The organism is Microcoleus sp. Z1_B2 (genome assembly GCF_036700325.1).
In the GTDB taxonomy this organism is placed as follows: domain Bacteria; phylum Cyanobacteriota; class Cyanobacteriia; order Cyanobacteriales; family Microcoleaceae; genus Microcoleus.
In genome coordinates this window covers 37,819-60,640 of the sequence record NZ_JAUBOQ010000044.1, presented here as the reverse complement: position 1 = coordinate 60,640, position 22,822 = coordinate 37,819, and the positions used below count along the sequence as shown (strand labels likewise).

The 22,822-nt window shown below is 44.4% G+C and carries 27 protein-coding genes; 10 read left to right on the top strand and 17 right to left on the bottom strand.

Annotated features, from left to right (window positions below; all coding sequences use genetic code 11):
* Positions 1–79 precede the first annotated feature (79 nt).
* Entirely contained in the window at positions 80–1,165 is a 1,086-nt protein-coding gene (locus QT984_RS23090; protein WP_333055362.1) for a DMT family transporter, read from the top strand.
* A gap of 274 nt (positions 1,166–1,439) precedes the next feature.
* Positions 1,440–2,225 carry a hypothetical protein gene (locus QT984_RS23085; RefSeq protein WP_333055360.1) on the top strand — a complete coding sequence of 262 codons (786 nt, stop codon included), beginning with the start codon at positions 1,440–1,442 and terminating at the stop codon, positions 2,223–2,225.
* A gap of 160 nt (positions 2,226–2,385) precedes the next feature.
* Here QT984_RS23085 and QT984_RS23080 read toward each other — a convergent pair whose 3' ends face one another.
* Both QT984_RS23080 and QT984_RS23075 read right to left on the bottom strand, forming a co-directional pair.
* Entirely contained in the window at positions 2,386–3,414 is a 1,029-nt protein-coding gene (locus tag QT984_RS23080; RefSeq protein ID WP_333055358.1) for a DUF4238 domain-containing protein, read from the bottom strand.
* 201 nt (positions 3,415–3,615) lie between these two features.
* The gene (locus QT984_RS23075; RefSeq protein WP_333055357.1) at positions 3,616–3,810 is read right to left on the bottom strand and encodes a hypothetical protein; all 195 of its coding nucleotides are present in this window, start codon (positions 3,808–3,810) and stop codon (positions 3,616–3,618) included.
* A gap of 203 nt (positions 3,811–4,013) precedes the next feature.
* Between QT984_RS23075 and QT984_RS23070 the strand changes: the two genes are divergently transcribed.
* The gene (locus QT984_RS23070) at positions 4,014–4,484 is read left to right on the top strand and encodes a hypothetical protein (RefSeq protein ID WP_333055356.1); all 471 of its coding nucleotides are present in this window, start codon (positions 4,014–4,016) and stop codon (positions 4,482–4,484) included.
* A gap of 78 nt (positions 4,485–4,562) precedes the next feature.
* Here QT984_RS23070 and QT984_RS23065 read toward each other — a convergent pair whose 3' ends face one another.
* From QT984_RS23065 to QT984_RS23045, 5 genes are all read right to left on the bottom strand, one after another.
* Positions 4,563–4,757 carry a hypothetical protein gene (locus tag QT984_RS23065; protein ID WP_333055355.1) on the bottom strand — a complete coding sequence of 65 codons (195 nt, stop codon included), beginning with the start codon at positions 4,755–4,757 and terminating at the stop codon, positions 4,563–4,565.
* Positions 4,758–4,899: 142 nt separating this feature from the next.
* Complete coding sequence (locus QT984_RS23060; RefSeq protein WP_006631307.1) at positions 4,900–5,112, bottom strand: helix-turn-helix domain-containing protein; 213 nt, start codon at positions 5,110–5,112, stop codon at positions 4,900–4,902.
* Between the two features lie 75 nt (positions 5,113–5,187).
* Positions 5,188–5,406, bottom strand: coding sequence for a helix-turn-helix domain-containing protein (locus QT984_RS23055; protein ID WP_293135490.1), 219 nt, complete (start codon positions 5,404–5,406; stop codon positions 5,188–5,190).
* Between the two features lie 218 nt (positions 5,407–5,624).
* Entirely contained in the window at positions 5,625–5,837 is a 213-nt protein-coding gene (locus QT984_RS23050; protein ID WP_006631308.1) for a helix-turn-helix domain-containing protein, read from the bottom strand.
* 87 nt (positions 5,838–5,924) lie between these two features.
* Complete coding sequence (locus QT984_RS23045) at positions 5,925–6,137, bottom strand: helix-turn-helix domain-containing protein (RefSeq protein ID WP_006631307.1); 213 nt, start codon at positions 6,135–6,137, stop codon at positions 5,925–5,927.
* A gap of 181 nt (positions 6,138–6,318) precedes the next feature.
* Here QT984_RS23045 and QT984_RS23040 point away from each other — a divergent pair, with 181 nt between their 5' ends.
* The gene (locus tag QT984_RS23040; RefSeq protein ID WP_333055354.1) at positions 6,319–6,789 is read left to right on the top strand and encodes a hypothetical protein; all 471 of its coding nucleotides are present in this window, start codon (positions 6,319–6,321) and stop codon (positions 6,787–6,789) included.
* A 41-nt stretch (positions 6,790–6,830) separates the two neighbouring features.
* Here the strand turns inward: QT984_RS23040 and QT984_RS23035 are convergent, their stop codons facing one another.
* The 9 genes from QT984_RS23035 to QT984_RS22995 all read right to left on the bottom strand — a co-directional run bounded on the left by QT984_RS23035 (position 6,831) and on the right by QT984_RS22995 (position 17,086).
* Positions 6,831–7,037 (bottom strand): hypothetical protein, encoded by a 207-nt coding sequence (locus QT984_RS23035; protein WP_333055353.1) that lies wholly within the window; start codon positions 7,035–7,037, stop codon positions 6,831–6,833.
* A 252-nt stretch (positions 7,038–7,289) separates the two neighbouring features.
* Positions 7,290–8,612, bottom strand: a complete 1,323-nt coding sequence (locus QT984_RS23030; RefSeq protein WP_333209656.1) for a CO2 hydration protein — start codon at positions 8,610–8,612, stop codon at positions 7,290–7,292.
* A gap of 109 nt (positions 8,613–8,721) precedes the next feature.
* Positions 8,722–9,108 carry a NirD/YgiW/YdeI family stress tolerance protein gene (locus tag QT984_RS23025; protein ID WP_333055351.1) on the bottom strand — a complete coding sequence of 129 codons (387 nt, stop codon included), beginning with the start codon at positions 9,106–9,108 and terminating at the stop codon, positions 8,722–8,724.
* A 151-nt stretch (positions 9,109–9,259) separates the two neighbouring features.
* The gene (locus QT984_RS23020) at positions 9,260–10,813 is read right to left on the bottom strand and encodes an NADH-quinone oxidoreductase subunit M (protein WP_333209652.1); all 1,554 of its coding nucleotides are present in this window, start codon (positions 10,811–10,813) and stop codon (positions 9,260–9,262) included.
* Between the two features lie 290 nt (positions 10,814–11,103).
* Entirely contained in the window at positions 11,104–11,823 is a 720-nt protein-coding gene (locus QT984_RS23015; protein WP_333055348.1) for a carbonic anhydrase, read from the bottom strand.
* 104 nt (positions 11,824–11,927) lie between these two features.
* A complete protein-coding gene (locus tag QT984_RS23010; protein WP_333055347.1) occupies positions 11,928–13,787 on the bottom strand; it encodes an NAD(P)H-quinone oxidoreductase subunit F in 1,860 nt (619 codons plus the stop codon).
* Positions 13,788–14,285: 498 nt separating this feature from the next.
* On the bottom strand, positions 14,286–15,269 hold the full coding sequence (locus tag QT984_RS23005; protein WP_333055346.1) for a glycosyltransferase: 984 nt from the start codon (positions 15,267–15,269) through the stop codon (positions 14,286–14,288).
* Between the two features lie 331 nt (positions 15,270–15,600).
* Entirely contained in the window at positions 15,601–16,716 is a 1,116-nt protein-coding gene (gene mraY / locus QT984_RS23000; protein WP_333338912.1) for a phospho-N-acetylmuramoyl-pentapeptide-transferase, read from the bottom strand.
* Between the two features lie 130 nt (positions 16,717–16,846).
* A complete protein-coding gene (locus QT984_RS22995) occupies positions 16,847–17,086 on the bottom strand; it encodes a DUF3134 domain-containing protein (protein WP_190659900.1) in 240 nt (79 codons plus the stop codon).
* A gap of 412 nt (positions 17,087–17,498) precedes the next feature.
* Here QT984_RS22995 and QT984_RS22990 point away from each other — a divergent pair, with 412 nt between their 5' ends.
* The 3 genes from QT984_RS22990 to QT984_RS22980 all read left to right on the top strand — a co-directional run bounded on the left by QT984_RS22990 (position 17,499) and on the right by QT984_RS22980 (position 20,604).
* Entirely contained in the window at positions 17,499–19,175 is a 1,677-nt protein-coding gene (locus QT984_RS22990) for a glycosyltransferase family 4 protein (RefSeq protein WP_333375035.1), read from the top strand.
* 255 nt (positions 19,176–19,430) lie between these two features.
* Positions 19,431–20,015, top strand: coding sequence for a PAP/fibrillin family protein (locus QT984_RS22985; protein WP_333273478.1), 585 nt, complete (start codon positions 19,431–19,433; stop codon positions 20,013–20,015).
* A 328-nt stretch (positions 20,016–20,343) separates the two neighbouring features.
* On the top strand, positions 20,344–20,604 hold the full coding sequence (locus QT984_RS22980; protein WP_333375033.1) for a hypothetical protein: 261 nt from the start codon (positions 20,344–20,346) through the stop codon (positions 20,602–20,604).
* Between the two features lie 14 nt (positions 20,605–20,618).
* Here QT984_RS22980 and QT984_RS22975 read toward each other — a convergent pair whose 3' ends face one another.
* Positions 20,619–20,753 (bottom strand): hypothetical protein, encoded by a 135-nt coding sequence (locus tag QT984_RS22975; RefSeq protein WP_333313655.1) that lies wholly within the window; start codon positions 20,751–20,753, stop codon positions 20,619–20,621.
* Between QT984_RS22975 and QT984_RS22970 the strand changes: the two genes are divergently transcribed.
* The 3 genes from QT984_RS22970 to QT984_RS22960 all read left to right on the top strand — a co-directional run bounded on the left by QT984_RS22970 (position 20,752) and on the right by QT984_RS22960 (position 22,718).
* Positions 20,752–21,420, top strand: a complete 669-nt coding sequence (locus QT984_RS22970; protein WP_333233680.1) for a Uma2 family endonuclease — start codon at positions 20,752–20,754, stop codon at positions 21,418–21,420. The two genes, QT984_RS22975 and QT984_RS22970, sit on opposite strands and share 2 nt — an antisense overlap.
* A gap of 97 nt (positions 21,421–21,517) precedes the next feature.
* Positions 21,518–21,886, top strand: a complete 369-nt coding sequence (locus QT984_RS22965; protein WP_445243032.1) for a DUF433 domain-containing protein — start codon at positions 21,518–21,520, stop codon at positions 21,884–21,886.
* 16 nt (positions 21,887–21,902) lie between these two features.
* Positions 21,903–22,718 carry a PD-(D/E)XK nuclease family protein gene (locus tag QT984_RS22960; RefSeq protein WP_333055337.1) on the top strand — a complete coding sequence of 272 codons (816 nt, stop codon included), beginning with the start codon at positions 21,903–21,905 and terminating at the stop codon, positions 22,716–22,718.
* Positions 22,719–22,822 lie beyond the last annotated feature (104 nt).

Below are 22,822 nucleotides of genomic sequence, written 5' to 3'. Positions count from 1 at the left end.
GGGTCATTTTTTAACGTTATATGCTTGCTATGTAAGCATTATAACCTATTTTTATCGTATTTTATGTTTAAGTCCCGCTATGCAACAGTGGTATAAAGAAGATATGGCATTATATATTTATGTTGATATTATCGTGTCTCAATTATTCAATCGCATCCCTGGACGAACCTATTTATTACTAGCAATCCTCATTTTTGCTGCCTCTAACTCTGTCATTCGCAAACTGACCGATTTAGGAGCGCAGAACCCGATAGACGGCAGAAATTTGATTTCACTTTGTAATGTTTTATTTGTAGGGAATCTCTGCGCGTTAGCAGTTTTATTCCTGGTTTATCGCCAGCAATGTACAGTGCAAAATTTCCGATCGATTCCCAGTAAAACATGGTGGGGGTTGATCGGAATTTCTTTGCTTTCTGGGGCATTGGCTCCAGCCTTAACTTTTATGGCGTTGGATTTAACCGCTGTCAATAATGTGGTACTGATTGGACGCATCGAGCCGCCTCTGATTTTAGCGCTGTCGATTCTAATTTTGGGCGATCGCGTCAATCTTTGGGTGATTGCGGGGGCGATGGTTTCGTTTGTGGGTGTTGCACTGACTATTGTATTGCAAGCACCGACTACCGATATGATGGACATGGGCGGATTGACGATTGGCAGAGGCGAATTCATGGCAGCAGGAGGGGCGATCGCGTTAGCTATTTCGACTATTATTAGTAAAGTCACGCTCAAACAAATTCCGTTAGGATTGTTCTCTATTATCAGAACAACACTGGGAACAGTTGTTTTCTTTATTGCCGTTTTAATCTTATATAGTCCCACCCACTTTATCGATGTTTTTGCGCCCTTCCTCTGGCAGTGGATGCTCGTCTATGGTGCGATTATTGTTGTTGGCGGACAACTGTGCTGGTTTACCGGACTAAAAACGACGGGCGCTGCAGATGTATCCCTCGCCAGTTCGTTTAGTCCGATCGCGGGGATTTTAACCGCCTATTTGATTTTATCCGAAACGCCAACAACAGCTCAATACATCGGCGGCAGCATCATTTTAATCGGGATCGTTCTCAATCAAATTGGCGTTTTTCGCAAGCAAACCCAATCCGCGCCTCAACTTCCTGCAAGTCCGGCAAAAGAGATGGATATGGAAGTGGGATTCAAAGGGATTTAATGGTTAATACTACAGATTATTAGTTACAATAAGTAACCCTAGAAGTTGATATTCGCAACAGCCGGATTAATGTTCATCGGGGATAGAATGTGAAGCGGTTGGCTGAGTCTCTCAAGCAGAAATAAAAGTGCGATCGATCAGTCCTAAAAACCTTCAGGCCAAAGCTTTTCGCGGTAATTTGCACCTAGAGAAAAATTTATAGTGCGATCGGGGTAAAATTAGTAGTTAGGTTCCCAAGTTTCGGGGATAAGTGGTTTATCGAGAGGACGGGGTTGTGAATACAATTATTGACACACAAGTGCTTTCATATCGTTTCAAGGAGATTGAGAACGATGTCCACGACGGAAGCCGAGCTATTTCATCAATTACAGCTAATGAATTTTTACTGGCTCAGCCTAGAGACTCAAAGCAACCTGACTACTACATTCTTCATCCAGCTAGATACTCGGTACTAAATTCAGAAGAGCGTTATTTTGGTATTCCCGAGCATTTTGGAAATCCTAAATGGGCCAAGGGAGGTGCTTGTCGGACAGACCAAGTGATTATCGACTTTGGCAGTCAGTTCTCTGCATATCGTGAGTTTGGAAACGAAGCAATTGCTGAGGTTATTAACAAAAAAAACTATGGCGTATATGAACTCAGTGTTTCTCATTTATCTAAACAAAAGCAGAAGTACCTCAAAAAACGGTTGAAATACATTTTGGATAATAATTATCGTTGTTACTCTCTAACTAGAGCGACAATAGAAAATGGGTTGACTCTGTTTTCAGAGTTTGCTGCTAAACATAAGTGCAAAAGCAATATTCGTAACACTATCAATGACATCTTAATACTGGCGACTGCTGTTGACAGACAAAAGAAATTTATAACATATGATAATGTGCTAAATCGTTTTGCTGCTGAGTATTATGAGGCCCGAACTCACCAAAACGAAGATGAATTGATAATCGATTTTTCAGAGGAGACAACTGAAAGTAGAAAAAGTAAGGAAAGTAAAGGATATGTCAATAGGGGTTGGAGTTACTCGGTTCGTAATAACCGAGAGGTACAGGGAACCTAACAACTCGCTTGCACCCGATCACATTAAGGTTGTCTGTTGGAACCAATAAGGTATCAGTGATGGGTGAAGCGAAAGGTTATGGCATGGTTCTTACAACTATAGTGGCTGTAGGAGCGATCGCCCTTTTCACTTCACCAAAAGCGCGATCGATCTCTCAACCTCATTTTGGGGGGGAGTTGAGTTTTAATTGAAGCCTTTCTCTATTATTCGAGCAAACATCGGGATTAGTATTGCAAATCTCTTCAACTAAAGCAAAATCATCGCTCTGACTATAAATAAACCTAGAGCTCTGGAGTACCTGAAGGCGGTTGTAGTCAAGCACATATTCCCTTGTTAGAGGAACTAATGTTCGCTCCAGGTTTAGGTTGTGCCGGAAATATTTCTTTTCCAACATGATTAGGATCAGCTTACTGTTAATAGGAAATACTACCTCGATTCCCTCTGAAGAATAACCACTTGACTCTAAATGGGGAGCCATTACAACTGGATTATCGGATGTAAAAAATAGTTTATCTGTACTATTTACTCCTATCAACCAAATATGATTTAAAAGAATCTCTGCAAGCTCTTTGCAATGATCAAAAATAAATTTTGCCTGTGTGATAGGCATACCATCATTTTCCAAGTATGATAATGTAGACATACACTGATTAAGTCTGTCTTTTTTTATTTCATTAGCCAATGATTCGTCAACCTTAATAGAATTGTCTTCTTCAAACTTCTTGAGGCGTCTTGATAATTCATCTTCTACTTCATTGGGTATCAATGGTTGAGTTTTTTGCCAAAACTCATTTGAAAAACATCTAAAATCTTTTGTACGGAGAGATTGAACGGCTACCCAATATGCTAAATCAAGCTTCTGGTCTTGAGTTAAAACTTGAAGAGAATCCACTTTTTTTGAGGGCTTCAGACTGAGGATGCTTTGTATTTTCTTCTGGATATGATTCAGAAACTTAGAAGCTTTTGTTTCAAGTTCTGAGAACCACTTTTCCATCGGTTGTTGGCGCTCTTTATTGCCAGATTGTTGAGGAAAATCATAAAAATATTTTTCACACGCTAAATTTTTGACGTTAGTAAATGGGAGTATTTTATTTTCAATTTTATCAAAAGTACACAGTTTTTCTTGCGGGTTAGTAAAATACTTTAGGTAAAATTGAGGTACATAGTGTTGATTTTTAACATTTGACATACAGTTTAGCACCAATAAAGATTATTTTATGTTTGTATTGTAACATAAAATAATCTCTATGGGGAATATTAAATAGGATCTTTTTGAGGGATTAGTAATTATTAATTAAACTTCTAGAGGTAGGTTCACTATAATCTCTTATTTTCTAGGAACGATCGCCCCGAACCTCACTTCACCAAAATGGCGATCGCCCTTATCCCCTCAAATCTCCCCATTCACCTGCATCTGATGCACCTTATCTGCCAACTCTTGGCGGCTTTCCTTATCGAGTGCATCAATTGCCAGCATTCCCAAGTACACGACTTCCTTCTGGGTTAGTCTGGTCGCTAGCGCTTGTTTTTGAATGACTTCCTTGATCACGGAACTGACCGCGATCGCAGTATTAGTTTTAGCCACGAAGAATAATCAACTATTAATAACAACTTTCCTTGATGTTACCATCCTCAGTCCGATTAATTACAATAATGTTTGACTAAGTACAATTAATCATGCTATAGTGTCAAAAATACAAAAAAGCGATCGCCCCCGGTCTAGACAACTTAAGGGCGATCGCCTTTAAAACTTATGTAGACAGGTATCAACTGTCTAAGTTATCCACCATGATAGCAGCATTCCAGCTAAAATCAAGCACCTTCGCCTGCTCCAAAATTATCCACAAGTCCCCAGTCCTTCATCCGCTGGCAAGATTTGTCACAGAAGAAACTGTTGCACTGCTGTTCAATATCTCAACAGACCAGATTTACCGCATCGAATGCTGTCGCTACATGGTCTACGTCCACGCCAAAGGCATCAGTCGGTTTGTCAGTTATGCCGATTTTCCGCCAATTTTAGAAGTAGAATTACCGAAACTTCAAGACTTTGGCAGATGGTACAAACGCTGGAAAGGCAAAAAAGCACCTGATTTTTGGACACAATTTTATATACATCAATTCAAATACGCTACTACTGCGGATAAACAGCTTGCATGGGGCCTCTTGGTAGCTGTAGTCAAATCCCTATTCTCAGAAACAGCTTTGCAACAACTCCGAGATGCTTATTTATACGAAAAATATAGGCGGGAAAATTTTTGAATATGCGATCGCCCCGAACCTCACTTCACCAAAAGGGCGTGAAGCGTAGCTATCCCGTAGGGAATCGCCCTTTTCCCCTCAAATCTCGCCCTTTACCTGCATCTGATGCACCTTATCAGCCAACTCTTGTAAGCGCTTTTCGTCTAACTCGTCGATCGCCAGCATCCCGACATAGATGATTTCCTTCAGCGTTAGCCTGGTTGCTAGCGCCTTTTTCTGCACAAGTTCCTTAATTATGGGGCTAACCCCAATGGCGGTACTGGCTCTAGTCACAAAGGTAACGGGAGATTAACAACTTAGACTAAATCTTAGCACCTTTAAGCTGAGCTTTTATCTGCGATGCCAACTGCTTAAGCGCGTCTTGACAAGACGAGACACAAGGGTTTATAGTGGAAAAGTGGAAAGGTTGATCGACCTATTCCTCCAAAACCTCAACCAGATCCTCAATCATCACATCAAAAGTCCGAGCTAACTTCCGCAGGCAAGTAAAGTCAACCATTGCCATTTCAGGACGACGAGCATAGCTTCTGACAGTGCTATAAATTACCCCGGAACGATCGGATACTTCCTTAAGCGTCCAGCCCTTCTCCGCCGCTAGTTCCCGAATTTTTAGCCTGACTAAACCCATGCTTGACAGTTGATGCAATTCTTAGGTTGACTCACCATGATATCTGAAAATCAGTCAATATCGTGGCCGATAGACCTATTCCTCCAAAATCTCCACCAAATCCTCAATCATTACGTCAAACGTGCGAGCCAACCTGTGCAAGTAGGCAAAATTAACGGTTGTCATGCCTTGACATTGGGCGTAGTTTCTGATGGTGCTGTAACCAACGCCCGATCGATCGGAAACTTCCTTAAGTGTCCAGCCGTTCTGGGCCGCAAACTCCCGAATCCGCAACCTCACTAAGCCTTTGCTCATACTGACTTGACAAATGACAATCTGCTGTCGTTTAATATTAGATATCTGAAAAAGCGATCGCCTCACGTCTGGACAACTAAGGGCGATCGCCTATTAAACCTAATCAGGACAGATAATCTCTGTCCTGCACATCTACAACAAAAAGATGTACACACCTACAATCAAGAGATGCGTCTATTATGATATCAGAAACTCCGGCAAAATCGCGGACGATCTACCTATTCCTCAATAATCTCCACCAAGTCCTCAATCATCACATCAAAGGCCCGCGCTAACTTGTACAGGGCGGTAAAGTCAACCATTGATATTTCTGAACGACGAGCATAGCTGGTTATGGTGCTATAGATCACGCCCGATCGCTCAGCCACCTCCTTGAATGTCCAGCCTCTCTCGGCCGCTAGCTCTCGCACTTTAACTCTGACTAAACCCATGCTTGACAAATAATGCAGTTGCGTTTTAAGATAATTGCATCTAAAAAAGCGATCGCCCCCGGTCTAGACAACTTAAGGTCGATCGACCTATTCCTCCAAAACCTCAACCAGATCCTCAATCATCACATCAAAAGTCCGAGCTAACTTCCGCAGGCAAGTAAAGTCAACCATTGCCATTTCAGGACGACGAGCATAGCTTCTGACAGTGCTATAAATTACCCCGGAACGATCGGATACTTCCTTAAGCGTCCAGCCCTTCTCCGCCGCTAGTTCCCGAATTTTTAGCCTGACTAAACCCATGCTTGACAGTTGATGCAATTGCGTCGTACAATTTTATATGTAAAGAGCGATCGCCCCCCGGCCTGGAAAACTAAAGGGCGATCGTCTGTAAAACCTAATCTGGACAGATTATTTCTTTCTATCAAAAAGTGCATTTGCCATATCCAGAAGTCTACTAACCATATCCAGAGGTGTACTAGCCATGATATCAGAAACTCCGGCAAAATCGCGGACGATCGCAGAATCCAGAATAATTCACAAATCGCCAATCCTGCATCCGCTGGCGAGATTCGTTACCGAAGAAACAGTTGCACTCCTGTTCAATATCACAGCAGACGAGATTTACCGCATCGAATGCTGTCGTTACATGGTGTACGTTCACGCCAAAGGCATCAGCCGCTTTGTTAGCTACGCCGATTTTCCTCCTATTTTACAAGTACAGCCGATCGCACTTCAAGATTTTGGCAGATGGTACAAACGCTGGAAAAGCAAGCAAGCACCAGCATTTTGGACTAAATTCTACACGTACAAGTTCAAAAAAGCTGTTTCCGTTGACAGCTTGCTAGAGTGGGGCCAATTGGTAGCTACTGTTAAATCGGTCATTTCTGGGCCCGCGCTGCAACAGCTACGAGATGTCTATGCCCAAGAAAAAGATTTGATGGATAAATTTTAAAGTGCGCTCGACTTAATCCTACTTGAACTTTCAATTAAATTTTAAAACACTTCATCTTCGATTCCCAGCCACCATTCCCCCAGATTCATTAAATCTTTGTGGATATCGGTAAGTTCTGTCATATACTCTTCAGCAGAAATCTCCGATCGCCTTTCTTGCAATTTTTTCAGCCGCAGTTGCACCAACAGCCAAGGTTTGGAAATCCCATCGGTTGCTTCGATATATTTGGCTAGCTGTTTGCTGTCCATAGTTATTGATTATTTTTTATATCGGAATGATTAAACCGTAGAGAACGCAGAGAACGCAGAGGAAGAGAAGAGAGAGATGAATAATTCTGAGACCAACTAATCTAATATTATAGGACTTTTGAAACGGCTTAAAAAGCTCTGATTTTTCCCAGTCGGTTTCAACCGACTTGAGCTTTGAGCCAGGGGTTGAAACCCCTGGCGGACTAACGGATTGGCGGACTTGGAAGCTAATATGCCTCCCGCAAACATCTTTTACCTATAATCCGAAGTCTGAATATTCTTGAGCTTCGCAGCATATTTCATGCCGTATTCCGGGCGACAGAAGCGATCGATCTGAGACTCAAAGAAAGCCCGATTTGCCTTCAAATGCTTTGGATTCGGGTCATCTAAAGGATACAAAAGAGCAGTCCGTAACGCTTGAATCACCGCCGAAGTTACGCAGTACATCGATCGCTGGAATGTCACCCCAATTTGATTTAGGATATCATCTTCACCGCGACAGCGCTGTTTGTAGAAATCCATCAAATAAGGCGGCAGGAAATGCAGCATATCTTGTGCTAGCAAAGTCGGCGGAATCCCCGCCGTACCTACCGGGAATTTGTCTGCATACAAAACTCCGTAGTGGAAGTCTTTTTGGTCGTCAGGAACTTCTCTAGCTTGAGCGTTGTAAGATTTGGTGCCTCGGAATGGCGAAGTGCGATAAAATACAGCTTCCACGTAAGGTAACGCTGCTTCGTAAAGCCAAGTGAAACCTTTAGATTTGGGGATGATTTCGTAGGTTTCACCGTCGATTTGGACATGGTGGTAAATGGGTCTTCCGGCGATCGCAAATATGCCATTTACTAGGAAATCCATCGCCTGCGGGACTGTGGTAATTTTCCCTTCGTCGTACAAGTCGGAAACTTCAAAAAACACTGGTGCCATTACTTCCCAGAATAAACCGAGATTGCTGTAATAAGACATTTGGCGGCACTGTTCTAAAAACATTTCGGGAAATGCTTTGTGAATTGCCAGCATGAACGGGTCTTTTTTGAAGTAAGCTTTAATTGCGCGATCGGCATTAGCTTTATATTCGTCACTGTCCAAATAAGGATCGAATTGATTGGTTGGGACGTACAAGCCCCGGTGCCAAAGCATTGACCTCATGCACTCTTCGGCAAATTCCATGTTAATGCGATCGTGCCACAAATGATGGAACAGTCGCGGGAGTTTACCAGTTTCACCCTTCTCCATGAACTCCAAAAGTTCTGGGTGGACACTTCCAGTACCGCGCCAAATCCGCAAATCTGCACCGTCGCCTGCATAGTGATTTTGTAAATCTAAATACTCTTGCGGTAAAAAGTATTTAAAGAAAGGAAGCGGGTGTAAAAATACTCGTTCGGCGATGTAAAGCAAATCCCGCCAGTAGAAGTCCATCGGCACCGCGTAAGCTTTCCAGATAGCGATGATTTGCATCAGATTTTCCGGCGTATCTGGAATCATAGCGCCGCCCGCTTCCAGTCTGTGAATTATTTCGGCAAATTCGTGTTTTGAAGGGGGTAGTTTAGTTGCTGGTTTATTAGGGGTTTGTACCATTGTTTCTTCCTTTGTTTGACTGAATTTTACTATTTATAAATTGCTCTATTCGGGAATTAGGTTCTCCCAAATCTCATGCTTTTCGGAAAGATAGCGCTGCTTTTTACAGTTATTTTTCCTCTTTTCCAGCCCAAGGAGGCGGGCCTTGTGGAGAGCGGATGTTGATAATTGATCCGTTCGACAGAGTTATCGAAAAAGCATCAAATTCGCCGTCATCCATTTCGCCAACAACGGTAATTGTTTCCCCTTCTGATAGATTAATATTGCGCCACCTGCGCGGGCCGGCATCGACTTTAACTTGACCGCTGCCGTCATTTAAAATCCACTCATTTTCATCAGCTTCTCCAAAACCGACTACTCGGCCAGAGATGGTAATTCCTGTTTTCGATGCTGGCAAATCGCGAATTCGAGTTATAGCTTGTGCAAAAGCAGAAGTTGCCATTACTAAAAGAAGGGTTGTAACGGCGGATACACTGAAAAGTTTTTTCGGTTTCATGAGCGCTCATCTCCTGGTATTTATCTGGAGGCTCTGCGTCCAAAATCTTGCATTAAAATTGGATACAGAGCCTAGTAACGAGTAGATATTTGTGAGGCAGCATAGTCGGACACAAGGCAAGTGCCGACCCTATTTTAATCGCTGAACTATCTCAGTCTGCGGAGACAGACTTCGTTTGTGTAAAGGCGATTTCAATCGCTGATTTTTTCCAAGGATAGCTAATAGCAACTTGGGTATTCCTGTCAGCCGGCAGAGTAGCAACGATCGCATTTGTAGTCGATTCGCTCCACTTGAGCAGCCAAGCAGGTTGAATTCCCAACACGAAAATGATGCCCGCCAAAACCAGCGCCGGCATATTTTCAGCAAACGTAACTGGAGGGTAGTAAGCCGTGGCATTGTCCAACTTCCCAAAACAGGTGCGGTTGAGCAGAATCACAAAGTAAACGGCTGTTAAACCCGAAGCTAAAATGCAGATTAAAGTGGGAATTGGAAAGATAGAGAAACTGCCTTGAAATACTAAAAATTCGGCAATAAAACCCACCAAACCGGGAATGCCGGCGCTTGCCATGCCGCCCAAAACTAACAGGGAACTAGCCGTGGGTAAACCCCGCATCGGATTCATCAAACCGTTGAGCACGTCCAAATCTCGCGTGCCGACTTTGCTTTCGATGATGCCTACTAAATAAAATAGCAAAGCTAAAATTAAGCCGTGGCTTACCATTTGCCCGACTGCACCGATTAATGCCAGCTTCGTACCCGCAGCGCAGGCAACGAGGATGTAGCCCATATGCCCGATCGAACTATAGGCTACCATGCGTTTGATGTCTTTTTGGGCGATCGCGCTCAAAGCACCGTACATCACGCTCACAGTCCCGATAATCGCTAAACCGGGAGCGATAATCGACCAAGTTTCGGGAAACATCTGCAAGCCAAACCGCACTAAACCGTAAGTTCCCAACTTCGCCAGAATCCCTCCCAGCAAAATTGCTGTTGCTGGCGAAGCTTCCACGTAAGCATCCGGTAGCCAAGTATGCAGTGGCACCAAGGGAATTTTAATTCCCAACCCAATTAGCAAAATTGTTAGCAGGATTAACTGCACATTTCTCGGCAATTCTTGAGTGGTAATCGCACTGTAATCGAAATTTAAAGAACCGCTAAGCCAAGCCACACCCAAAAATGCTGCTAGCACTAAAAGTCCCGAAACTGCCGTGTAGATCAAAAACTTCATGGCAGCGTATTCCCGCTGCTTTCCGCCCCAAATCGCAATCAACAGGTAAAAAGGAATTAATTCTACTTCGTAAAACAGTACAAACAGCAGCAAATTTTGAGACATCAAAGCTCCGGCAATACCAGCATTGATTAGCAAAATCAAAGCGTAGTAAAGCTGGGGGCGCTCCATCTTTTCGCCCGTGCCGTAAATGACTAATAGCGTCAGCAAAGCACTTAAAACCAGCAGCGGCAATGACAAGCCGTCAATGCCCAAATTGTAGCTCAAACCTAATTGTGGAATCCAAGGCAAATATTCTTGAAATTGCAGTCCCGAATTTGCTGGATCGAATTGAGTTAACAGCCAGATATTCAACAGGAAAACAACAGCAGCAAAAGCTGAGGCTATTGAACGCAGGCGCATCCCATTTATGTTTCCGGGCAGGAACCCGACTACCGCAGCGCCCAACGCGGGCAACCAGAGCAAGGCACTAAGCATAATGTGTGAAGAGTAAAGAGTAAAGAATCTATTGAGAGTTGATAGTTGATAGTCAATCTTTGAGAGTTGAGAGTTGATAGTTGATAGTTATCAAGCGTCAATTGTCAAATTTCAATTTTTCGCTGTTACAAACCCCTCGCTGTCAATTGTCAACTGTCAATTGTAGGCTGTTAAAACCCCTTGCTGTCCCAGGTCAACTGTCCCAGGTCAACTAACTCTGGGGGCGGGCACGGGGGCACAGCCCCTACCAACTGTCAACTGTTAACTGTTAACTGTTAACTGTTAACTGTTTAAGACTCAACCAACCTATTGATGAGACCCGTATCTAAATCGTAATAGCCACCCACCACTTTCAGTTTATTCTCCAGAATTAACTGAGAGATCACTGGAGATGCTTTTAATTTTCTAGTTTGCAGGATAACATTTGCTTTTGAAGCATTTTCTAGATGATCGCCCGTTTGGTTTTTTGAGCTTTCTACAGCAGGCTTAATGGCGTCGAGCAAACTGCCAATTTGACCGGGAACTTGAGCACCTTTAATGGTAGCTTCTACCGCACCGCACCTTTTATGCCCGATTACCATCAGCACTTTTGCTCCCAACACCAACGTGCCAAATTCCAGGCTGCCAATTTCTTCGGGAGTCGCCACATTGCCGGCGACTCGACAGACAAATAAATCTCCAAATCCTTGGTCGAAAATAATCTCGGAAGGGAAACGGGAATCCGAACAGCCGAGAATAGCAGCAAAAGGTTTTTGAGATATGGCAACTTGGGCGAGATCGGATAAGTTTTGGTTAAAACCTCGGCGTTTTTTTTCAACAAACCGCTTGTTCCCGCTCATTAACTTTTGCAAAGCTGCATCGGGAGTCATGTCATTTTGAGCAATTGCTGGTTCGGGTGCAGCCAAATCAGCGCCTGCTCCTGCTGCGAGTATCCCTGTACCAATGGCTCCTGCGACAAATTTGAGGGAATTGCGTCGGGAAAGATTGAAGTGTCTGTTGTCTGAGGTCATTTATGCTGCCTTATTTGAACGAGTGGGAAATCTTTGTTCAAGATTTCAGGTTTTTAAGATTTTAGATTAAAACTGTCACCTAAAATCTTCAATTTTATATGTCTTTACCCGCCTACAATCAGCGACAAGCGAGCTAGCAAAGGCCAGCTTATGAGTAGTCCCAAAACTGCTACTCCGAACAGAATTGTTAGGGCGTAAAACTGAGTTTGACCGTTAACGTTGTATTTGAGGCTTTGCCCGCCGAAAACCGTTGCAAAACCGATTAAGTTCGCGAATCCGTCAACAATATTGCGATCGAACCACGAGATGATTTGAGCAACTAAACCGACTGCAAATATCACAGTCACCCGGTAAAGTTTTGCCGTGTAAAAGTCGTAAGCAAAAAAGTCTTGCAAAGCTTCAGAACCAATTCGTACCGGTTTTTCCCATTTTTCGTTCAGGTAAACAAATGCTCCGGCACTGATGCCGATCGCCGTTGACAAAACTAGCAATCCAGTTGCGGTATAATTCAAACTTGCCCCCGGCACTAAATGCCACGCAGCCAGCAAGTGCGGAACGTGCAAAGTAAAGCCCATTAAAACAGTCATCGGCAAGATAAAAGGCCAGTGAACTTCCGGCGAACGTTCGGTCATTTGCTTTGGTTTGCCGCCAAAAACTAAACCGAAGACGCGCACCAACCCAAAAGCAGTTACACCGTTGACAAACAGCACTATTCCTAACAAGGAAGGGTGAGCTTCCGACAGTCCTGATGTGAAGTCTTCTAAAGCCCAGAAGCAGCCGAAGGGCGGTAGTCCCACCAATCCAGCGCTACCGACAATAAACGATATTGCCGATATTGGCCGCTTTTCCCACAAACCGCCGAGAGATCGGACATCCTGAGTGATGCTGTTCCAAACTACCGAACCGATGCTCATCACCAGCAAACCCATGGCCAAACTGTAGGCAAATATTAATGTCAGGGCTGTCTGGGCTTGTCCGGTGCCGACGGCGATAAATACTAAGCCCATGTAAGAGCTGACTATATAGGAAAGCGTGCGCTTGATGTCAATTTGGGCGATCGCAATTAATGAAGCGCCAACCGCCGTCGCGGCGCCTACAATAATAGCTGTCTTCAGTCCGATCGGCGACAAAGCAATCACCGGCTGCAACTTAATCAATATCCAAGCACCAGTTTCCACAACTACGGTGTTCCGCAAAATCGTCGCCGGTAGCGGGCCTTCCATCGCCTCATCCAGCCACAGGTGCAAGGGAAACTGAGCGCACTTACCCATCGGGCCGGCAATCAAGGCTAAGCTCAACAGTGTCGCTACAGTAGGGTCAAGCTTTGCAGTTTGAGCCCAAACAGCCAACTCATCAAAATTCCAAGTTCCAGCCAGCGGCAGAATTGCGACTACTCCCATCAGCAGGAATAAATCTCCCACCCGCTTGGTTAAGAAAGCGTCGCGGGCTCCTGTCACCACCAAAGACTGATTGAACCACAGCCCGACTAACAGGTAAGTGCCCAAAGTCAGAACTTCTAAAATCATGTAACTGAAGAAGAGGGAATTGCACAGTACCAAGCCGCACATCCCCGCTTCAAACAGCCCCATCAGGGAAAAGAACCTCGCCCAGCCCCAGTCCATTTCCATGTAACCGAAAGCATAAATCTGCGCCAGCAAGTTCAGTCCGGTAATCAAAACTGTCGCCCCGACGGTGACAGCAGAGATTTCTACGGGAATGGTTAAGTCTAAACCTGCTACATTCAGCCAGGGAATTAACTGGTGTTGCGCCGGTTGGTTCCAGATAGCTGTCAGGGCTATGACGCCGTGTAAGAAAGCGAACAAGGTTAAGATGGCGTTCACGTAACCGGATGGTCTTGGCCCCGTGCGGCGGGTAACTGCTGGAAACCACAGCATCGACAGAACTCCGCCGATAAGTGGATAGCAAGGTATAAACCAAACGGTCTGGAGTAAGATTTGAGCCATTGGCATTACCTGTAAAGGTTACAAAAATTTAAAATTCTGAGAATAATTCCGATCGGGCAAACAACAGCACGGCGAAAGCCAGAAGGCAGAATTAGAGGCTATTTTGGCGTCAGTATTCGAGTTACTCGTTGTTTTGATACTAGGCGGGAAGAATAGACTTATTAATTTTATATTAAGTATTGCGTTAAATTTTCATATTTCTGATTCAGCATACTTATCTATACCGATAACCTCTACTTATAGGTATATAGGGGCGGGATGGTGTACAAACGAATATTTGTCGATCGCACATCTTGCACCATTTTGAGGAACAGGCAAGATGCCTGTTCCACAAAGAATTCAATTTTTTTGTGGGGAGTAGGGGTTGGGCTTCCTGCCTGCCCGTGAAATGCTTATTTAGAAAAGGCAAGATGCCTGTTCCACAAAGAATTCAATTTTTTTGTGGGGAGTAGGAGTTGGGCATCCTCCCCGCCCGTGAAGTGCTTATGGTCTAAAATATTAAAATCGCTCAATCTGCCAAGCTGCTAAAGGAAGTTTGGCTTGGCGCTGTCCGATCGCCCTTGCCCTAACATTCACTAGACCGATCGGCGTATTAAACAAATCTACCATATCGGCTTGGGCCATCGCACTTTTGGCAGCAGCCACAGGAAATTCTTTTAACAGCCATCTAGCCAGCCGATAAAAATATTCCGGTGCTGTCAATTCTCGCATCAAATCGACACCGTGGAGTTCGTGCAAATATTTATTAGATTCGCCGTACCGATACCATTGACTTTGCAACTGTTTTATTGTATAACGGTGGCGGTGTCGGACGATCGCATTTTCGGCAAAATACATTTTATAGGATGTTTCGCGCAAAATCCGCCAACACAAGTCAGCATCGCCGCCGCTGGTGAGATGCGGGCGAAATAATCCTATTTGTTGTAAGACTAGCCTCCGTACAGCTAAGTTGGCGGTTTGACCGTAGGGACAAAAAGGGTGAGCGAGGGTATGTTTTTGAGATAAAGTATTTTGGCGATCGGCGTGTTGTTCTAAGATAGTTTTACCGGGCAAAGCGAGTATTTCCCCAGCGCTAATTCCTACTTCTAAGTCAACAAATGGCTTAACTAAATTTTCCAGCCAGTCAGATTCCGGGCGACAGTCTGCATCGGTAAATGCAATGATTTCGCCTGTGGATGCGCGAATTCCTTGATTGCGGGCGGCGTAGGAACTTTGAATCTGATTTTCGGTGAGGTGGCGAATGGTTATGTGATTGAAATTGCTTCCTCCCGTTACCAAGGGGGGGAGTGAGGGGGGGTTAGAGGCTGCTGTTTGGAGGATTGCTGAAGTGCGATCGCGACTGTTGTTGTCTACTAAGAGATATTCTACTCTGTGTGGCGGATAAGTTTGCGATCGCAGGCACTCGATCAACTCCGGCAAATCCATCTCGCCGTTGTAAACAGGCACAACCACCGAAACCTCCGGTAAAAACGTTTTAGTCATTCAGAAACAACCGTAAACGATAGCATAACTAATATTGAGTAAGATTAAACGAACCGCGAAGGCGCTAAGGAAGATAAATAAGCAAATGTAGTTCTTCCTTTGTCCTAGAACCCTCTTCGCGGTTATTCAAATAATTAAAAAGTGTTACTAATTTCCATTGCATTAACTGAGGATATCAATTCTCAAAATTATAACTTCCGAGCCTTAAACAGGCAAGATGCCTGTTCCACAACTGCATTCAGTTATTGTGGAACAGGCATCTTGCCTGTTTCTATGAAATAGTAGAAAATATCTCTTACATCCCCTGTGCAATCCGTCACGCAATCTCTTCTCAAATGTTGCTAGTTAACATCAGAATCATTAACACTAACGCCCCGTTAGTTAAATAAAAAATGCCAACAACCTGAGTTTCCAACCACCCGCACAACTCTAAATGATGGTGCAGTGGAGCCATTCTTAACAGACGCTTGCCGATTCCATCAGGCCCTTTTGTAGCTTTGTAATAACCTACTTGAGCAATTACTGACAGCGTTTCAATAAAGAAAATCCCGCTGATAATTAATAATATCCAAAGGCTATTTGTTAATAAAGCTACCGCACCCAACGCACCGCCCAAAGCTAAAGCACCTGTATCGCCCATAAACACCTTGGCTGGATTGCGGTTGTGTGCTAAGAAACCGAAACAACTGCCGCTGATGCAAGCGCAAAATATCATTAATTCTGGCGAAGTTGAGGCTACAGATGCGCCTAATCCCAAAAGTGCGATCGCCCCCAAACCTCCCATCAACCCGTCAACACCATCGGTAAGATTAGTAGCATTGCTTTCGGCAACTAGCACAAAACCAGCCAGCGGCCAGAACAGCAAACCTAAAGGCAATACCCAACCGAAAGGCAAAGCAACATTCGTAGAAATTGCAGGTTGATGAAACATCAGCCACAGACAAAATAGAGCAGCAAAACTTATTTGCAAAGCCAATTTCATCCGAGGTGAAATACCTTTGTTCGACTTACGTCGCAGAATTTGCCAGTCATCGAGCCAGCCAATGAAACCGTAAGCTAAAGTTAAAGCCGATACGGCAACAACATCTGAGTTAAACTTAGACCAAAGTAAAGCGACTGCTACCCCAGCAGGTATAAAAAAGATGCCTCCCATTGTCGGCGTTCCCGCTTTTTTCAAATGGGCTTGGGGGCCGTCTTCGCGAATTATTTGTCCTGCTTTTAGTTGCTGGAGTACGGGCACCACTGCATAGCCCAACCCCGACGCAACTACAGCACAAACAACTAGCGGCATAAATAGCGATGCAGGTAAATTCAAAAATCTACCCGCTACTACATCTAAACCGATCGCTACAGTGCCGAGCCCCAAACCCAGCAGCAGGAATAAATTCTTGCCTGTAAGTTTGAAAGGCAGACTAAAAGAGATTTTCTCATCCAAAAAGTTATCCATAACACTCCTCACCACACACTATTTGAGAATAAGCAATTGACAATGGGGGAATAGGGTGCGATACAGGAGATTGAGAAATCTCTGAGTTTTTCTTCCCTGTTTCCGGTTGATTTCTTCACCCTTTTACCCGTTATTCTTCGCCTACACTCACATCCTCTTCTACTTCATCTTCTAAATCATCGTAAGGACTGTCGTCAACTGCCATCAGTTCAGAAATTTCTTCTTCGTGCAGATAGTCGGGTTCTTGGACATCCCTTGCTAACAGGCGATTGTTAGATTCCAACCAGTCTAAAAGAGAAGATTGCTGTTTTAATGGAATTACATCCGCAGGTAAATGGCGAGGAATTTGACGCAGAGATGGGTTGTACATGATTATCGGTTTTTAAAGACAAAGACGCGATCGAGTAGAGGTAACGTTTTGCCGACGAACTGCTGCTTTGATCAAGCACTTGCAAATCGGGCATTTAGCAAGGCTAAAGCATTATACCACAGGCACTGTTTGGTTCCGGATCGGATAAGATGGGAGACCCAAAAGGCGATCGCCCCCAAGCATGGGCATGAGGATAGCACTAAAATCCGCTCTTGCCAATCCTTCTTTAGCCGTAAGCATTGTACTCTAAGACGATCGTCTTTAAGATATCGCGGGACAAGCGGCGATCCTGTTCTGCAAGCCTCCCTAACAGCAAGGGTTTGATTCACAACAGTCTCCTGGTTTTTCATCAAAGCCTGATCCCGAATGCCCTCTGGCTTCTTCAGTCAACTCTCAAGCAATAAATCTCAGAATGGATATAACGGCAGCGGTTTTATACAACAAAGAGGGCTACCACACCGGAGGCAAAAAACTTCTGGGGCGTCATTCAGCCGGAGAAGGGTTTCTCAAAAGCTTAGTCCAACACGGAACCGCCGACTCTCTCTACTGTTGCGCCGATAGCGAAACAACCTTTAAAGAGTTTTGTTCGCACATCCAACCTTGGCTGCAAACACCTCGGAAAGTCCGCTGGATTCCCATGGAACGACCGGATTTGCTATCTCAACCGGGCACAATTTACCGACCCGATCCGGTTCTGTCGCAGATGGTTTGGGCGCGCAGATTTGTCGATCAGCGGGCCTACAGCGTTTGCGGCGTTACTCACACGATCGGTACAAAATACATCATGGAGGCGATCGGCGATTTGATCACCGCACCCATGCAGCCTTGGGACGCCCTGATCTGCACATCTGCCGCCGTGAAAACAGCAGTAGAAGGAGTTATGAGAGAGTGGTCTGAATATTTAGCCCAGCGCAACGGCGGTAAACCGGAAATTTTGGTCAAATTCCCCGTTATTCCCCTCGGAGTCGATTGCAGCGCGTTTCCGCAGGGTGTGGAAGCAGTGAATATTCGCCACCAAATGCGACAAGAACTCGGCATTTCTCCCGAAGATATTGTTGTGTTATTTGTCGGTAGATTGACTTTTTCTGCAAAAGCTCATCCGGTACCCATGTACATCTCCCTAGAACGGGCGGCACAACAGACAAAAGCCAAAATCCACTTAATTCAAGCCGGTTGGATCGAAGATCCGAGAGAAGAACCCGACTTTAAAAAGAGCGCGCCAATATTTTGTCCCTCGGTGAATGCTATTTTTTTAGATGGGAGACAGCCCGAAATTAGAATAAATATTTGGTCGGCGGCCGACATTTTCATTTCGCTTTCCGACAACATTCAAGAATCCTTCGGACTGACACCAATAGAAGCCATGGCGAACGGACTCCCGGCCATAGTCTCCGATTGGAACGGATACAAAGAATCTGTACGCCACGAAATAGACGGCTTCCGCATTCCCACACTCATCCCGCCCCCGGAATCTTGTTTAGATTTAGCCCTAAATTATCTTGACGACAGCTTAAATTGGCCGACTTACATGGGTCACACTTCCCTCGCGACAGCAGTAGACATTGATGCTTGCACCCTGGCGTTGTGTGAATTAATTGAAAACCCCGAATTGAGAAAGCGGATGGGGGAAAATGCCCGACAAAGGGCGAGGGAAATTTATGATTGGAAAGTAGTAATTGCTGCTTACGAACAATTGTGGCGGGAATTAGCAGAAATTCGCCAGGGGGCACCGGAGTCAGCACCTTTAAAACCTGGGAAGCCGCCTTATCCCCTAGGCGACGATCCGTTTCGGGTATTGGCTAATTATGCGACTAGAAGTTTAAGCAATGAGATGATGCTGAGTCTGGGTGCGATCGCCACACCAGAACTTTTCAAGCAGGTACAGACAATTAGGTTTACCAGTTTTGGTGAGGATAGGAGAACATCTGTTAACATTCAGATGGAGATATTGGAGACAATTAAGCAGGAAGGTGCGATCGGCGTGGGGGAACTTATCCGACGCTACGTTAAAAACGAGCAAGAATTAGCCGACCTGTATCGGACTTTGCTTTATTTGGTGAAATTTGATATCTTAGTTATTAGTTGTTAAGCTGTCACGCATTTAAATTGCATATTCAGGGCGGGCGAGACGCCCACCCCACAAGAATTAGATTGTTTTTTGACATTCTATTTAAATGCACAACAGCTTAATACTCTGCGGAATCGGCGATTAATATCGCTAGTACACAAAATTTCCTCCCTCTCGCTTGAGACAGAAGAAAAGAGCGGTCTGACTTTTGCCTCACCTTCGATAATTAATCCGTGTATTCGTGTCAAAATCCGTGTTCTTCCTTCTTAAAAAATCATGCTTAGAAAATCTGCACTCTTAGAGATAATTGCTGGTAAGAATCGCGGTTTGCTGGCTACGGCTAGCGACAAGCAAGCGATTTTAAGTGCGATCGCCCAATTGGAAGATTACAACCCCACACCACGCCCTGTCGAAGCCGGAGAGCTTTTAAATGGTGATTGGCGGTTATTGTACACCACCAGCCGCGAACTGCTGAATCTCGACAGTTTTCCCTTGGTGAAATTGGGTCAAATTTATCAATCTATCCGCGTCAAAGAATCTAAAATTTACAACATTGGCGAACTTTACGGCTTGCCTTATTTGGAAGGAATTGTCAGTGTAGCAGCAAGATTTGAGCCAACTTCCGAACGGCGAGTGCAGGTGAAGTTTGAGCGGTCTATAGTAGGTTTAAGCAGGTTGATTGGCTATGAATATCCGGGGAAGTTTATCGATGAGATTGAGTCGGGTAAAAAGTTCGCTGCTGTAGATTTCGGGCTGGATACTCGCGAACAGCAGGGATGGCTGGATGTCACTTATTTGGATAAAGATTTGCGGATTGGACGGGGGAATAAAGACAGTGTTTTTGTATTGACAAAAGAGTGATTTTGTGATGTGTGATGTGTGATTAAGTGCGATCGCCCCTTAACTCATACTAAATTTATCTTTCCTTCATCCGCGTTTATCCGCGTTCATTTGCGGTTAAAAATCAAAAATATATCACTTTTGCAAACAATTCAACACTTACTAAAACCCTCAAATCCATAGCCGATAAAAGCTTCAGATAGGATAACCGTTAAAACTTAGCGTTAAGAATTGACAATTGACAATTCTTGTGATATGTGCTTGAATTTTAATGGAAAAGGCGTTAGTACATTCCCGCGAAGAAACTTACTAACGCCTTTTGTGTACTCCTTACGAATACAACACGATTATGCCACAAAACGGTTATCAACAGGGATTCACAGCGAATCCTAGTGCGATCGCGTACCAAAAACGCCTTTACCCTTGGGCGATTGCCAAACTCATGCCCAGTATGCAGCGGGCGATTGTGGGGCGATTTCGCAGTCGATCGGATGCTGACGGACACTTGCTGTGTCTGCGTCAACTCATGCCTCAAGCAACACTTGTCGTAGTCTTTGACTTGCAGCCAGACTTAGAAGTACCAATTGCGGCGCCCACAGCAATTCGATAAACACCGCATCAAAATCAAAGAAACCGGGTTTTTTGCGGTTTTTGCGGGCTGTAACCAGTATTTTCGCAAAAACCCGGTTTCTGGGCATCCAGCAGATAAATATCAACTTCAGTTAGGATAAAAATATCCTCAATTTGCTTTTGAATCATGACTTATACAACTCCAAAATTCATCGTGTCTCAAGTGGGTGAAATTCCCCAATGGCAAGCCGCGACGTGGGAAGATTATGTAGCGGCTTGCGAAGATCCATCTTTGGAGGAAGCCAGAATATTTTTTTATGAAGGATATCTTTGGATAGACATGGGTAATGAAGGAATTAATCACGCCAGATTTAACAACCTCTTGACTCTGGTGTTTGGATTTTGGTTTGTCAGCAAAGGAGGACAAGCTTTCGATGATTTGGGTGGATGTGTAATTGAGAAGCCAAAGGTGGGAGGAGGTGCGCCCGATCGCATTTTATATGTCGGCGGAGAATTCATCCAGTGGCAAAAAGGTGAACCGCGCCGAGTCAATCTGAATAAATCGCGAATCCCCGATTTAGTTATAGAAACTTCCGATACTACTTTGGCCAGCGATTTAGATGAAAAAAAGCGGTTGTATGCTGCGCTGGGAATTCCTGAGTATTGGGTAGTAGATATTAAGGGTGAGAGAGTTTTGGCATTTCGCTTGCAGGAAAACGGGAAATATCAAGAATGCGAAATTTCCGGTGCTCTTGAGGGATTGCCAATTGCTTTACTCTCGGAGACTTTGAAACTTTTGGGTGAGGGAAATGGGACGGCGGCGATGTGGTTTGCTCAACAAGTTGGGAAGTTGTAGATAGGTTGACGAAAAGTGCGATCGCCCTTACTTTTTTACACACTTATAGCCTCAATCATAACATATAATAAAAATATATCTGCCCTGTTAATCTGCCATGAATCTACAATCTGTTTCGCGTTATGTCGCACGTCACCCTGAAATCTTGCAAAGCGAACCAATTATCGCAGGAACCAGGACTTCCGTTCGGGCGATCGTTGAATTGTGGCGTTTGGGTATTACTCCTGAAGAAATCCCCATGCACTTACCTCACCTGAAATTAGCTCAAATTTTTGACGCGCTGAGCTTTTATTTGGATAACCAAGAAGAAATAAATACTTATATTGAGCGCAATCGAATTCCTGAAGAATTGATTCATCCTGCTGTTAAAGCTGCAATGAGAAAACAACTGAAAGTATTGGAATTGTTCGGTACTATTGACTGCGACGAAGATTCTAACTACAAGCAGCAGCAACAAACAATATGAATATCCTTAAATAAAAATGCTCCGACTCTCCCAAACCCAACTCAAAATCCTCGAAGAATGCCCCCGCAAATTCCAACATAGCTACCTCGAACTCCTAGCCACCACCGCATCCCCAGAACACAAAGAAAAACTCACATGGGGAAGCCACTTTCACCTATTAATGCAGCAGCGAGAACTCGGACTTCCCATTGAATTCATCATCCAACAAGACCCCGAACTGGGACGCTGTGTGGCAGCATTTATCAACACCGCACCCGAACTTTTCGCCAATTCAGAAAATAGCGATAGAATTTTCCGCCAAGCCGAACACCCCCGCACCCTAATTTTCCAAGACTACCTATTCACCGTTATCTATGACTTGCTAATAGCCGAACCAAACGCCGCCCAAATTCTCGACTGGAAAACCTATCCCCGCCCTCAAAAGTCAAAATGGATAGCTGAAAGTTGGCAAACTCGCCTCTATTTATATGTCTTAGTAGAAACCAGCGACTATTCCCCCGAACAAGTTTCCATGACATACTGGTTCGTACAATTGCAAGGAGAAGAACCGCCGCAAAAACTCACATTTTATTACAACCAAACTGAACACGATCGCACAAAACAAGATTTAACCAACCTCTTGCAGCAGCTAACCGACTGGCGACAGCGCTATACCGAAGGCGGCGAATTCTTACCCCAAGTAGAAATTAGTTCCAATCTTTGCGATTCCTGTCAATTTGCCACTCGCTGCAACCGCACAACCGACACAAAAATTACCTCACCCGATCTTCTCGCAGAAACTCCTACAGATTGGCTACCAAATCTTGCTATAATCGATGAAATATTTATTTAATTCAAATCTTGTACTATGCAACTATTAGTCGCCCGGTGGGGGCGGGTTTATAGATATTGTGGATGTGAATGAAAGATTGTTGGTGAACCCGCCCCTACAGGAAT